The sequence below is a fragment of the Zooshikella ganghwensis DSM 15267 genome, assembly GCF_000428585.1.
Taxonomy (GTDB): domain Bacteria; phylum Pseudomonadota; class Gammaproteobacteria; order Pseudomonadales; family Zooshikellaceae; genus Zooshikella; species Zooshikella ganghwensis.
The window spans coordinates 41512-56319 of record NZ_AUAF01000014.1 but is presented as its reverse complement, the minus strand read 5'-3'; the positions used below and the strand labels follow the sequence as shown (position 1 = coordinate 56319).

The window sequence follows — 14808 nt, the reverse complement described above, 5'->3', positions numbered from 1 at the left end:
TTTTCCCCTTATCAACCTTTTACGCGTGCTTGGCCAGAACCTGCCAACTCAGTTTCAAATGAAATACGTGAACGTTGATTCTCAGAGACGACTTCTGCAGTTATACCAAACTTGAGTACGAGTGGATTATCTACATCTTCATAGTGTTCAACACGTATCGTGGACAACCTAGGTTCATATAAGTTTAGGTATTCTTTAATGGCTTGTTTTATTTGAATAATGGCATCAGGAAATTGAGACACTAAATCATTAAAATCAGGCATACCATAATCAGGTAATGCCATCACACTTCCCTGCCGTACATTTAACATATCCTGAACGTGGGAAAGAATCGATTTTTGAAGTTTATGCTCATCGAATGCGAGTGTCCTTTGATTAACCGTTTCTGCATTGATGATACGCTCAAATAAACAACGCTCTGCAGTCATGCGTGCTCTTAATTAAATAAGTTGGAGTTAAACCCTTTGATAAGAAATATACCTTTCATTAAAAAGGTATATTTCTGACTAGATAGTAAACATTTAGATAGAAGTTCAGATGGTTATTATTGCTAAATCCATACTGGTCGAAATGTACACTTCTTACGGATTCAGCAAAATCAACAACGCTGATAAACTCAATCAAGTATGTTCACTATCACCTATGACTTATCAAGCTTGCCTACGAGTGACAACGTAAAATCCGCCCCCATATATTTGAAGTGTGGCCGCACTGATAAATTAACGCGATACCAGCCTGGCTCACCTTCGACATCAGACACCATCACTTTGGCTGCTCTTAGTGGACGACGACTCCGCACTTCTGGTGATGGATTCTCCTGATCAGCAATATACTGTCTGATCCATGTATTCAGTTCTCGCTCAAGGTCTGAACGCTCTTTCCAACTACCAATATGCTCACGCTGCAGTACTTTTAGATAATGTGCCAACCGATTAATAATAAACATATAAGGCAGTTGTGTACCTAGTTTATAATTAACTTCGGCCGCTTTACCTTCTGGATTGTTAGAAAATTTCTTCGGTTTCTGAACAGAGTTTGCAGAGAAAAAGGCCGCATTATCACTGCCCTTACGCATGGTTAAAGGTATGAAGCCTTCATCTGATAACTCATACTCTCTTCGATCTGAGACTAGGATTTCTGTGGGAATTTTCATTTCCACATCACCCATCGAGTCAAATAAATGTACCGGTAGATCTTCTACCGCTCCACCACTTTGTGGTCCAATAATATTGGGGCACCAACGGTATTTTGCGAAACTGTCAGTTAAGCGTGTAGCAAAAGTAAATGCTGTATTTCCCCATAAATAATCTTCATGGCTGGAAGATACATCTTCTCTATATTCAAATGCTCGCACAGGGTTTTCTTCTGGGTCATAAGGTTGACGCAGCAAGAAACGAGGCATGGTTAAACCTACATAGCGTGAGTCTTCTGACTGCCGGAAACTATGCCATTTAGCATACTGAGGACCTTCAAAAATGGCTTTCAAATCTTTTAGGTTTGGTAGACCCTCGAATGAATCTAAGCCAAAGAATTTTGGCCCCGCTGCACCAATAAATGGTGCATGAGACATAGCTGATACACTGGCAATATTCTGCAATAATTTTACATCAGCTGCTGCAGGCGAGAAGTCATAATCACCAATAATGGCACCAAACGGTTGTCCACCAAACTGGCCGTATTCAGCTGTATATACTGTTTTATAAAGGCCGGACTTGGTTATTTCTGGTGCATCCTCAAAATCCTCATACAAATCTTGCTTGGAGGCATTTAAGATTTCAATTCTAATATTTTCTCTGAAGTCTGTCCGATCAACCAGAACTTTCAAACCTCGCCAAGTTGACTCCAACTGTTGATATGTTTTGTTATGCAATACTTGGTCAACTTGCTTACTAATACGCCCGTCAATCTCAGCAATCATTTTATCAACAAGGCTTTTATTGACGCGCTCTTCTTGATTTTGCGGCTTAAGTAATTCAGCTATAAAAGCCGTTACGCCCTTTTTGGCAACATCATAGCCTTCTTCCTCAGGGGCAATTTTTGTCTGTTGCACAATTTCATCTAAGAGCGAACTACTATCAGTAACCTGTTCACTTGTTTGTTGATTCATTTCTGGTGAATCAGACATAACGCTCTCCTACTAAATACCTTAAAGATTATTCGCCAGAATTTTCTTTATCTAACCCTAGTTCTTTCAGTAGTTTCTCTCTAGAGTCAGCATCATTTAATACATTTTGAATAGCTTTTCTAAACGCAGGAGCGTTACCTAGTGGGCCTTTGAGCGCGACTAAAGCATTTCTTAATTCCAATAACTGATTGAGTTCAGGTACTTGCTTAACAATACTTTCCGGTTCAAAGTCTCTAATATTTTCAAACTTTAGCGATAACCCCATATCATCATCTTCATTTTCAGATAATGTATTTGGTACAGCGATATCAATGGCAAGATTTTGCTTTTTTAACACTTCATTAAAGTTATCTTTATCAACACTAATTGTTTTACGCTCTTCAATTAAACGATCATCTTCCCTTAACGTAAAATCACTAACCACTAACATTTTAAGTGGTAATTCAACATCTTCCTGTGCACCACCCGTTTCAGGTTTATACGAAATATTAATACGTTCTTTAGGTGCGACAGAACCTTCTTTTGCCATTTTCTATCCCTCTATTCTATTAACGTTATAACTCGAGTGCAGCTGCAACATCAAAACAACATAGCCGTGCATGCAAACTTTCAATAGTTTCTGGTGCCACTTTTTTATCAGGTAGTCGTTTATAACTTCGTAATAATAGTGATAGCACCTGAATACATAATTCGGGTTCCCACTGATCTAAATGGTGTGTTACCAGATAACGATCCATTTCTTCAAGAATAGGACAAGCCAGCTCATATTTTTTTATATCAAAACAAAACTGCGCCTGTTGTAGTTTCCAGTACATAGATTCTCTTGGTGATGCAGACCTTAAACCTTGTCTAAAAAGACATAATGCTTCTTGTATTTGTTTTTTACTTGCTAGCGCTTTTGCCTCTTTAAATGCTTCTAGCCAAGGCTGGCCCATATCTTGAAGCTGACTGGAAGATGACTGTTTATTGCTCACTAATACAGTGGACTTTACCCAGTCTTTGGTTTCCTCATCAGCGAAAGGCATCTGATCAAAAAACGTTAATTCAAGTAACTCTGGAAACTTTCTTAAAAAACTCGCTGTTTGTGTGATCACTGCTTCATAAGCTTCTTGAAAACCCAATTGGAGTAACGCTTCTGCAACTAAACGATGACCATCCAACCAAAATGGGGCTTTTGAAATACTGTTTTCAACTTCATCAACAAGTTTCTGATACTGGCCATTTGCCATAAGGTTTTCGTAAGCTATTCGCTTGTCTTTTGGAATCGGTCGTAAATCTGTTTTGCCTTGCTGATGACGCGGCAATTGCCAAACATTCAACCATGCAGCATAACGATTGATTTCATAGGCAAATGCATCACTCAATTGTTGCTCACGCTTATAAGCTGCTATTTGTCTTAAATAATCCTGACAAGTTCGCAAAGCCTTGTTGCACTCTCGATCATCAGTAAGATCACCTTCTAAAGGCTTGATGTCTGTTTTAACTGAAGTCGAAGTAGCTTTAATTTCCGGTTTTTGTGCTTGCGGCTTGGTATTAGTTATTTGCTTCTCTTCTTGCGTTGTTACCTGCTCGGTTGGTGATGCAGTTTTTGAAGTATCAACGTTTTGTGACGGGTTGCTTTCAGGTTGCTGATTAACAGGCTGGGCTGGCATTGATAGCTCAATATCTTCAATAAAACCTGTCAGCAAACGACGGAAAGGTCCCAGAGCAGGTGCATGATCCCCCATAATATCATTCACTTGCTGTTCCAAAGCTTTTACTGCTTCAGTTGCTTTGGAGAGCTTAGCAAGATCTTCCTGCACTGGCTTATAGGAACCCACCATTTCATGGAGGTCTTCAAGCAGCCACTCCAAAGCACTTGCTCGAGCTCTTATCCGTTTTTTTGGGGGGAAAATAATATCCCAACACTGCTCAATAAAACTGTTCAGCATTTGAAAGCCTGCAAACAACCCTTCAAAGCCATGCATTTCATAAAGAGCTCGACAGAGATAACAAGCGACTAGAATATCTTTTGATTGATGCTGTAAATGCTCTTCAGCTTGAGCAACAACTTTTTTCCAAGTGACAGAACCTTGATCAGTAAGAGCAGTCAGCTTTGCAAATTCCGCTTCAAGCGTTTCATAGGTGGAGGCATAACGAGCATCAGACCCAGATGGCGCATCTTCAGGCAATTTAGCCGTCGCGACTTGCTGAAAATAACTGACATCCAACTCACTCATAACTGCTTTGCCCCTCAATAATCCTTTGTGCTGCTATTTTGTCCACAAGTACCGAAAAATTAGTTAATGACGATAGGTGTTCATAAAGGAGCATCATATAATCGCGTGTAATAAGTTCCTTCAACTGTTTTTCTGTTAGTTTTTGCAATTGTGCCTTACTAATCACCATAAAACCTGTGACGGATAAATCATCTCCCTTATTCATTTTTACTTGAGCATTCATAGGCTCCAATAAATTAAGCTCTTTTATATACTCACAAAAGGTATTTGTGTCCTCACTTGCCTGTTGAAAAGACTTTAAGAAATTTATTTTATTTTTTGTATACTCACTCACACTACCTGAATGAAATAGGTCTACACCTTGTTCTTTATTTAATACGGATGATTGATCATCAATACAGACAATCCAGTCCTTTTCAGGCTTACTAACTTCAGCCAGTATGAACGGATATCGTCTTATATAGGCAGGAATATATTTAGCAGTCCAACTTCCTCTGTCTGTCACAAAGACATTATGGTGTTTCTCCAAACCAAGTACGGCAGCAGGTTGAATCTGATCATCTTGTTCAACAAAGACAATGGGAAAAACTTTTGAAGCCTGACTAAACTCTGTGGAGGTTAAATAAACAGCACTGGTATCTGCTACAAAATTGTAGTTAGCATTTTCGAGAATTTTGTACTCAGCATGGTCTTCCATGCTGAGCGGAACGATATGTTGATAAAACGCGTTGTTCGTGTTCATTTGCTTACAACATCATACTATTTATTCCTTCATAGTAGTCATTGACTCCAATCTTTCCACTTGTAGCAAATCTTCATCACTATAAGTAAATAGTGTTACCCCATCAATAAAGATACTGCTATCAAAATAACGTGTATCTTCAAGTGTAATTAAAGCTGTTTTTGCCGCATCTTTAGAAACTTTGGGCAACATGATCGTTGTTGTTTCGGATGTATTTACTAACGTTGGTTTATTGAATAATCCAGCTAATACCGCTTTACGAGCATTATAAATTAATAAGTCTTTGCTCACTAATAAGTTAACTGGCTGATAGTTACTACCAATTTCACCACGCGTATTTAACTCAGCTCTTCGCGCGATAATGTTGCGTCCATACAGAGTGGGTAATGTATGAATATTTCCCACTTTAGAGGTAATTCGTACATCATCAGCCTTGATATGTGAAATATTTACACCAGAATACCCATTGAGTACTGCATTTCCTACCGTATTCAATACGCGATTACTAAACATATTAACCTGTCCTTGACTACTTATAATAGAGGCAGCTTGCTGAGCACTGGTATTCCCATTCAGGTTAATATCTTTCTGCGCAATAACATTTAAATAGTTAGTATTAACATCTCCCAATACTACCCCTTTACCACTTTGAATATTAACGTTAGCAGTAGTTAGTGAACCAACATGAACATTGCCTGCAGCTTTCGCTAAAAAGCCATACCCACTTCCAACAACATTTGGTAAATGGATATCACCCGCATCACTAGTAAAAATACCACTATTATGCAAATACACTTCTGGTGTTTGTTCCAGGCTAATACCTTTGTTAGCCGATATCGGCTGATAGACATCGACACGACTTTGATTTTGGGCAATTAACTGACCATCAAGTGATACTCGTCCAAGCAGGGTTCTACCCAACCCACTATATAAGGCTAAGTTACCTCTACCGACTACGGATGTATGAGACAGGTTGATATTTCCGGCACTTTGTTGTGTCTGCAAACTAGCATACTTGGCTAGATCCAGTGTTCTAACATGTCGAAAATCTAAGCCTCCCTGCTTAACGCTAAGATCTCCCTCTAACTGTACTTCTTGAGCAGAAATATTCAGAGAGCCAATATGAGCAGAAGCCAGTTTGATATGCCCATTAGGAGCAGCAAGTGATAATGTGTGATTACCACGGAGATATTTATCCGCTGCGAATATATTACCCGATTCTGAACTAATTGATGTATTTCCATTTAATTTCCAGAATCCTTTTCCACTAAAATTTACATCATTTTTGGATACAATACTCTCTTGAGTTGTTAGCATACCGCTATTCTTCACAGCAAGCTCATTAATGAACATCTTGCCTAGGAACACATTACCTTGACCAGCCTTAATATAAAGATTATCACCTTTAACCAAACTATCTTGTAAATTGATATCAGCATCACCAAAGCTTGTATCAATGATAGATGTCCCAACAAGGTTAACAGTATCAATTCCTGCGGTAGAAAAAGCAGATTGTGTTTTAATGTTATCTGTAAGAGTTAACGATTGTGCTTGAAAACCTAGCTTATCAACCGTTAATTTTCCTAAGGTGATGTTTTTAGCTCCTATATTTAACTCTGATCCAAAGAGATTACTATTTTCCAGTCTAACATCACCTTGCAATGCTCGAATCGCTAAAGGTTGGCTTAATTGAATGCGTCCATTGTTTGTTAAGTCAACTGTTTCAGTGACAACAATATCATCATTCAGTATGACATTTTGAGCATGATTGACCACTAGCGTTTTAAGAGGACTGGAAATATCGAGCTTACCTAGTGTCAATTTTTTTGCATTAAGCGTTAAGCCATAATTACCTGATAATGTATTGTTTGCTAAATCTAAATGGGACTGCTTACTATTGATTACAATATCATCTGTCAAGGTAACAGCACCATGACCTTTAAAGTAAACACCATTATTAGCTGTTATATCATCAGCAAGTGTAATATTCCCAATCGAGCTAACTGTTAACTCTCCAGCACCTAAATCGACTAAACCTAGCTGCAGGTCTCCATTACTATAAAGACCTAGCTGGTGATTCCCTAAAATTTCTGTATTGGCAAGATTTAAGTCATTGCCTAAATGCTTTAACTGGAGATCATTTTCAATATGAATACGGTTTGTATTGTTAAAAGTTATATTTTTGGCATTAACTGAGTCATTAAGAAATACGTCTTTTGCCGCAATATTTAAGTCAGTAATACTGCTATTACCACCAATACGAGATAGCCTAATGACACCATCACTACTAAGAAGTGATAGATTACGTTGTCCATAAACACTATCTACCGAAGATAAATCAACTCCTTTATAAGCGCTAACTACTACATCTTGATTCAAGTACACATAATCACTATTTAATTTAACTTCTCCACTACCTGAAGTTATATCGTTATTAAGCGTCGTCAAGTAAACATTTTTTGAAGTTAAGTTACCATCAATATTAATCAAGCCAATGGTAAGATCACCTTTATTTAGGTTAAAAGAAAGATCTCCATTACCTTTCACATTCGTATTGGCTAAGTCTAATGATGATGACCATCTACTAATATCAATTTTAGAGTCATTTGCTACAGATAGCGTTCCAACATGATCAAAATTAATTGTATTGAATACATAAATATCTCCAGCCAAAACTAGCTCATCAGTATTTTGTAGTCTAACTGTATTTATTCGGTTACCTTCGTGCCCCAAATCTCCAAGCTTTATAATGCTGGCATTTAACTCCAAGCTGGTACCATTCACTAAGTGTGAACCCTGCACATCAATTGTACCTGATCCAGAGTTAATCTTACGTGATCCAGCAAGATGGACCTTTTTAATATTATTGAGTGTAATATCACCATCTGTGGTAATATCTCCTAGCACGGAAAGGAAATCACCACCTTCCATAGCAAGCGAGCCTACATTTACTTTTTGTAGGTAAACATCATTACCAATAAGGTTTAGTTTATTACTTCCAGAAACGTCACCGTTTAAAACCACGTTTCCACTCTGGGAGTCTACTAATACATCATTTTGTAAAATAAGACCATTGCCTGCAGCTAAATTAACTCCACTATCAGCAGTGACATTCCCATTTAGCAGTATTTTTGCTTGTGTATCAGTATTAAGCTTCCCTTTTATATCAACTTTCTGTAGTTGAATATTTCCCACACGACTGTGTAAATTGAGATTATTATCTCCAGTTACAAGCTTTGATAACTTTATTTCCGACAAATGGTCGCCTGTTTCTAAATCAATATCCCCAGCTAATGTGATCTTTTCAACATCACTAAAATCAATCGATTTTCTTGCATAAATATTATCAGACAAAATTAAATTCGAGGGTGTATTCCCAAATATTTCAAGTGCATTTAAACTCACTTCTCCTAGCGCTATAGTATGGCCAGGGGCAGAGAGCCTTAACTGCTTGTTGTTATTGGTAAGATTATGTTTATCGAGCCTGATATCTCCACCCTGGTTAGAAATACTTATTGGTGAGTAACTAGGAAGAATAATATCGTTTACTCTTTGAATATCAAAAACACCATTCAAGCTAAGATCACCCGCCAGGTAAAGCCTATTTGTATCAAGACTTAAGCTGTTTACATCAACACTATCTTTAAAATAAATATAACCCGGTGTTTTCAATGCTAATGAGTAATCTCCTTGCACCATGGGTAATATCAAATCACTTTCGGTACTGATTGATGAATTTTTATCTAGCTTAATACTACCTTGCTTATTTAAGTCAAAATAATTAACCCTAATATCACCTGCCAATAATAGTGATTTTGAACCTACTACTAGCTTATCAAGTGGTGTTATTGACTTATGAATATCACCCAGTATAACTTCATTATTTGCATTAATCGTTAAACGCTGATCACCAACAACTTGAGCTTCACCCAAGTCGACACTGTCAGTAGCAGTTATTTTAGTATTTTCAGCAAATACAACGTTGCCCTCTAATTTGATGTTATTTACATCTAAGTCATTAAGCTGTTGCTCAAACTGTGTATTTTCTGCTTTGATCGCGAGGTCATTTATTTTAGATGATTCGGATATTGCCAAAGTGACATCTTTTGCATCAATGTTGATATTTGCTTTCGGTTTATTCCAAAACGTATTAACTTTCCCTGATAGCTCAACTTTATCAGCAGCAATCTCAATGGTTCCACCGGTATCAGTACCAATACGAGCAAGGACTTTTAACTCACCTTTATTAATAACTTCATTAATAACTTTATTAGCTGATAAGGTAATTTTACCATTCTCAATAGTAGTTGCTTCTGCCTTAGGAATACCATCATTATTGACTAAGCTGTTTATTGCATTATTCGTTGCTTCTGCCGAAAGCTTAATATATCGAGCATTAATATTACCATTATTAATTACTTTTCTCGAATCAGTATCATTTATGATAATATCTCTATCTACTTCGATAACCATGAGACCATCACCATCAAAGTCCAGTGAGGCTTTATCAGAACCAATTAATGATGCATTTAACTTTGCTGTAATTTTATTATTATTTGTTACTTTCACACCTGACAATAAAACACTACCTTCAGCTTCAATATCACCATTATTAACTATTTTTTCACCAATTAAGGCAACACTACTAGATGATGCTTTAATAAGCCCATTATTTTCTATTTTACTATTACTATTACCTGAAAAAATTAGCTTTCCACCATTCTGAAAGCTCTCAGCATGTTCATCTGATACGTTCATACCTGATGCAACAAACCCACCTACAATTACTGTCGCATCTTTACCAAAAATAATACCGTTAGGGTTAACAAGATAAACTTTCCCATTAGCAGTGACTTTGCCATGTATATGCGAAGGATTTTGATCATTAATTCTATTTAATGTAGCAGCCGATGTGCCAAATTTTTGGTCAAAGATAACCGATTCATTCCTCTCCACATTAAAAGACTTCCAATCAATTACAGCTCTTGGTGAGTCTTGTGTAATCGTAGTTGTTGTATCAGATTGAGTGATTGTAGCGTTTCCATCTGTGACAGTACCATTTTGTGGCGCAGCCATCACTAAAGATGGAACCACTATGGTTGCTGCCAAAATACTTTGACGAATTGAGGCAACTAAAGGTTTAACGGTGACTTCATTAATCATTTTTTACTTCCTTTTGCCTAATCATCAAAACTTATAACTAACTTCAAAAAATACTTGATAATCTCTATCGTTGCTGGCTTCATGACTTGAAAACGGTTTTGCTACATAAAACCTACCATCAAGACCATTAATATCAGTAAAATACATACCAACACCTACACCTGATAACGATTTTTTCTCTTCTTCATTATCCAGTGGATCATTAAGCCATCCTTCTGCATGATCAACAAAAACTGAAAAATTGATCATGTCTTTCCAACGTTTACCATTATATGTTTCATTGTCGCCAATAAATGGAAAGCCAACATTCCACTCCAAAGATGCAAAGTAACCTTTATCAACAAGAAACTCGGAAGCAGGATAAGCTCGGACACTATTAGGTCCGCCCATACTATACTGTTCTAAAGAAACCAAAGAATCCTTTGTATATTGACCTTTAAAGTTAAAGGTCAATGTCTGATCCTCATTCAGAGCCTGCACCCGCGCTAATTCAAGGTTCCACTTCGAAAATTTACCACCAACATAATCGCCATTGCTTTTTCTACGGCTTGAGTGATCACCATCGCTTGATAAGGATTTGTCTTCCATAGCACCTAATAAACCATCAAACCCTTGGGAATAACTAATAGAACCTAAGTTAATACCGGCATATTTTTTATCTACATGATCAAAACTTAATTGGGCTGTTAATACCGTTAACTTATCGGTTCCTAAAGTAAAATCTGTTTTTGTTTTTGTTTCTGATTCTTTTAGAGCTAAACCTAAGCGACCATAGATATTTAGATTTCTGCTCCTTTTAAATACATGACGCCAATATACTTCATGCTGTGTACTGTATCCTTCCAATCCTAGCGCTTGTAGTTCACTGCCCACATCAAACTTATTTTGTGAGCTGCTAATTCCTACGTAATTACGAGGATTAAATGCTTGCAACTCATACCTAAAAGACCAATATACGGAGTTACTGGGTCTATCAGTTTGCAACAACTGAAGGCTTAATGTATCTACTAAGCCTGCTAGGTTATAAAAATTTAATTCAGTTAAATAACGGTCTTTTCCTGTATATTTTGAACCTGACGAATCAAACAATAAACGTCCACTATACCATTTTTCCTCTAAAGTCATTGCTTTTAAATCTGCAGTACCTACTTGCTGCCCTGTAGTGAACATCCCTCCAACCGTTAACCCAGGATAATCGTTTAATAATAAGAGAGCTTCCTCCATCTCTTTTGCAGAAACAGGCTTATTTAATAACTTGGAAAATGGCTTTAGGATCTGCTCATCAGTATAGTGATTATTATCATTAGCAAAGACTTTTCCTAATTTTCCCTCGAGCACATTAAATTCTACTATATTATTTTTTACTTCCTGAACAGGAATATATACTTGAGCAAGCACTAATCCATGAGATCGATAATATAGTGTCAGTTTATCAGCAATAACTTGCAGCTGACCAATAGTTAGCTGAGCTGCTTCCTGGTTATTTTGATGATTAGCAACTTCTTCATCAACTATTTGTTTTAACTCATCAAAAAAAATGTCATTCTCAACATAATCACTAAAGCCAACAAGATTGATATCTTTGACGGATATTTTAGGACCACTATCAACGTCGAGAGGTCTTTCTATAACAGGTGGGATTGGGAATATCTCTTCTTGTATCGCAGGTAGTGATAGCCCTTGATTCAGCTCAGGCTCGGCACCACCAGGTGTAATTGCAGCAGGAATCTCTTGAGATATAACAGCAAAAGAGTTTAAACCTACGATAATAGAAAATATACATGAAAAAGTGCTTGTCTTCATACGTTTCCCTGTTTGGCTTACTACCTTAAAGCCAGGCGTTTTATTGAAAAAAATTAATCGCGCCTATTATTTGAACAGGAATCATACGGATTTAGAGAGCGTTGACAAAATTGTCACTTTGCTTATGTGTTATCAGTTAAAGCTATTATTTTGTGATGCTAGACCATCATTTTTGTGATGCAGATATGGTTTTTCATCCGCCTATTCCTAAACTGTGGAAATTTTGACACATTTTATCAATCAGCATTATCTACAATAATATTATTAAAACCATAAAATAATCTCTATTTATGGACTGTTGTTCTTTTTATGAATCAAGTCACTTTGTATTTCTACGTATCTGACAAAAATACAAACCTATATATTCACTTTCGAAATAAAAGATATTCAAGAATTTCAACATGGAATTTTGAGATTGGCTGAGTGCCCAAGTAGTGACACAAGCAACTTACTTGAGCTTAGCTTGTAAGGACAATATGAAGCAGATATACCCAATGCGAATGGTTTTTAGGTGCGGCCATCGAGAGACGAAGTCCCATGAGCCTATATTAATAGGTGATTGGGGTGAGGAGTGAAGATAACAAAACCTAGAAATCATTCGTGAAGGGTATATGTTGCTCAATCCAGTATAAAAAGGACTCTTAGGTTACAGCTTGTTTACAAACTGCATCCACGCTCACCAAGATATAAAAAACGCTGTAGTACTGTCGCTAGCTTTGACAGACCAAACTAGACCAGCTGCTAAGCATTTATTGATTTCCAATTTCTCCTGTTAGATAGACAAAGCCTGCATTATAATCAGTAACGACATTTATATACATTCAATATTGAGTCTTACATATTTTAAGGCTCATTTCATAAGCGTATGGATTTACAATGTTAATCGTTCCTGCAGAACAAAAATTAGACTGGTCTAAGCCTCCGATTATAACCCTCTTGCTTATTATTATTAACTGTATTATTTATTGGGGATACCAGGGTAATGATGAACATAAAATTGACCAAGCTGTCACCTATTATATAAACAGTGGCTTATATGAGAAAGAGAAACCCCTATATTACCAGTACATAGACAAAGAGTATAAACTATACAACGAAGTTTATCGGCTTGATAAAGCAGGTTACAGTGAGTACGTTGCTACTAACATACTTCTTAGTGTTGGATTTGATTTATTTCTGAAAGAAAAAATCAAAGATAATGAAGATAAAGAACAGTGGCTAAAATCACGAAAAATTGCAACGGATCAACGAGATGATATTAGCTACATAAGATTTGGAATAATTCCAGCAAAACCAACAGCAGGTGGTTTCTTCGTTTCCATGTTTTTACATGGTAGTGGTGATCACTTGCTAGGAAACATGATTTTCCTGTTTATTTTTGGCTTTTCATTAGAAATTGCCATTGGCAGAATCATCTTCACTACGTTGTATTTGGTCACAGGTTTAGCTGCTAATGCACTATTCTTTGTTCTTGAACCACAAAGTTTTCAGCCTGGTATAGGTGCATCTGGCGCCATTGCTGGTTTAATGGGTATGTATTTAGCACTATATGGCTTGAGAAAAATCAAATTCTTTTACTGGATAGGGTTTTACTTCAATTACTTTCGTGCCCCCGCTATTGCTATTTTTCCTATTTGGTTAGGGAAAGAACTTTATGGCGCATTCTTCACATTTGATAATGTGAATTACTGGGCCCATATTGGAGGGTTAGTGAGTGGTTTTGGTCTACTTTACTTGTCAAAAAACTGGTTAGTGAAAGTTGATATTGATTACATCGAAAAAAATGATCCAAATGAACCTATCGTACGTGCGATTAATCAGGCAGATAACTATATTTCAAACTTTAATTTAGACGCTGCTCAGCGAGTCTGCCAAAGTGTTCTTAATGAGTACCCTGAAAACCATCAACTTCTGGAAAAATATTATACTATTACTAGCCATAATCCATCAGATAAGAACTTCCATCAAGCTGTTTTAAAAATATTTCAGCTGGCAAAAAATCCTCAACATATTGGTTTTGTTCATAAAATTTTCAAAAAATATTCCCAACAGAAAAATATTTCAACTCTTAATTCACCTAAAGTACTTGCGTTTCTCACTGAACATTTTTCAAAACACGGATATCGAGCTGATGCAGAAATACTACTTAAACGCCTGTTAAAACTTGATGGCAAAAATGCAGGACTTCCTAATTTACTATTCATTGTTGCCAAAGCTTGTGCAAAAGATAAAGACCAAACAGGTTACCAGCGCTACCTCAATTATTTAGTACATCACTATCCAGATTCTCAGCAAGCCAAGTTGCTGAAAAAAAACTGAAATCAGGAAACTATATATACCCAAGACGAAGGGTTTTTAGGGGCAGCCGTCAAGTGATGAAGCCCCTGGGCAAGTTTACTGCTGTGAAACTTGCGGTAGCCACTTTAATTGATATAGCAGCGCTGCTGGGCGGTTATATTAATAAGTGACTGGGGTGGCAGTTAAATGCTCCTCGGCAATAGCTCCTGCATTGCTCTACTATATGACATCCATGTCATTATGCATAAACTGCATTCCCAACATCCTTAGTGGTCAAGAGCGCTGACAACAATCCCTACTAATGTGTCGGGAACACTTTAGAACAGCTTCGCTGGCCCGTTAGGGTGAGCGCTATGGATAGCGCACATAAAAATGATTCGTGAAGGGTATAGTGCAGTCATTTACTCCCTCAGTCTTGCTGAGGAAACAATTTATATTACCTTTATTTAGAACGATCA

8 protein-coding genes are annotated in these 14808 nt (G+C 37.0%); 1 reads left to right on the top strand and 7 read right to left on the bottom strand.

What is annotated here, in order from left to right:
• Window positions 1–11 precede the first annotated feature (11 nt).
• The 7 genes from tssE to F607_RS0105410 form a co-directional block, all read right to left on the bottom strand.
• Window positions 12–428: a type VI secretion system baseplate subunit TssE gene (gene tssE, locus F607_RS28255; protein ID WP_051310940.1), complete on the bottom strand. Its 417-nt coding sequence runs from the start codon at window positions 426–428 to the stop codon at window positions 12–14.
• Between the two features lie 212 nt (window positions 429–640).
• On the bottom strand, window positions 641–2125 hold the full coding sequence (gene tssC, locus F607_RS0105435) for a type VI secretion system contractile sheath large subunit (RefSeq protein ID WP_027707267.1): 1485 nt from the start codon (window positions 2123–2125) through the stop codon (window positions 641–643).
• A 28-nt stretch (window positions 2126–2153) separates the two neighbouring features.
• Window positions 2154–2654, bottom strand: coding sequence for a type VI secretion system contractile sheath small subunit (gene tssB / locus F607_RS0105430; protein WP_027707266.1), 501 nt, complete (start codon window positions 2652–2654; stop codon window positions 2154–2156).
• Between the two features lie 25 nt (window positions 2655–2679).
• Window positions 2680–4344, bottom strand: coding sequence for a type VI secretion system protein TssA (gene tssA, locus F607_RS0105425; protein WP_027707265.1), 1665 nt, complete (start codon window positions 4342–4344; stop codon window positions 2680–2682).
• Window positions 4337–5086, bottom strand: a complete 750-nt coding sequence (locus F607_RS0105420) for a SapC family protein (RefSeq protein WP_027707264.1) — start codon at window positions 5084–5086, stop codon at window positions 4337–4339. The genes tssA and F607_RS0105420 overlap by 8 nt, the downstream gene beginning before the upstream one ends.
• Before the next feature lie 21 nt (window positions 5087–5107).
• Window positions 5108–10249: a two-partner secretion domain-containing protein gene (locus F607_RS0105415; protein ID WP_027707263.1), complete on the bottom strand. Its 5142-nt coding sequence runs from the start codon at window positions 10247–10249 to the stop codon at window positions 5108–5110.
• A gap of 24 nt (window positions 10250–10273) precedes the next feature.
• On the bottom strand, window positions 10274–12052 hold the full coding sequence (locus F607_RS0105410) for a ShlB/FhaC/HecB family hemolysin secretion/activation protein (RefSeq protein WP_027707262.1): 1779 nt from the start codon (window positions 12050–12052) through the stop codon (window positions 10274–10276).
• An 876-nt stretch (window positions 12053–12928) separates the two neighbouring features.
• Here F607_RS0105410 and F607_RS28250 point away from each other — a divergent pair.
• Window positions 12929–14371 (top strand): rhomboid family intramembrane serine protease, encoded by a 1443-nt coding sequence (locus tag F607_RS28250; protein ID WP_051310938.1) that lies wholly within the window; start codon window positions 12929–12931, stop codon window positions 14369–14371.
• Window positions 14372–14808: the final 437 nt, after the last annotated feature.

What these genes read in the sequence shown, in the direction of transcription:
- tssE (WP_051310940.1), bottom strand. Translation starts at nt 428, where the DNA reads ATGACTGCAGAGCGTTGTTTATTTGAGCGTATCATCAATGCAGAAACG.
- tssA (WP_027707265.1), bottom strand. Translation starts at nt 4,344, where the DNA reads ATGAGTGAGTTGGATGTCAGTTATTTTCAGCAAGTCGCGACGGCTAAA.
- F607_RS0105415 (WP_027707263.1), bottom strand. Translation starts at nt 10,249, where the DNA reads ATGATTAATGAAGTCACCGTTAAACCTTTAGTTGCCTCAATTCGTCAA.
- F607_RS0105420 (WP_027707264.1), bottom strand. Translation starts at nt 5,086, where the DNA reads ATGAACACGAACAACGCGTTTTATCAACATATCGTTCCGCTCAGCATG.
- F607_RS28250 (WP_051310938.1), top strand. Translation starts at nt 12,929, where the DNA reads ATGTTAATCGTTCCTGCAGAACAAAAATTAGACTGGTCTAAGCCTCCG.
- tssB (WP_027707266.1), bottom strand. Translation starts at nt 2,654, where the DNA reads ATGGCAAAAGAAGGTTCTGTCGCACCTAAAGAACGTATTAATATTTCG.
- F607_RS0105410 (WP_027707262.1), bottom strand. Translation starts at nt 12,052, where the DNA reads ATGAAGACAAGCACTTTTTCATGTATATTTTCTATTATCGTAGGTTTA.
- tssC (WP_027707267.1), bottom strand. Translation starts at nt 2,125, where the DNA reads ATGTCTGATTCACCAGAAATGAATCAACAAACAAGTGAACAGGTTACT.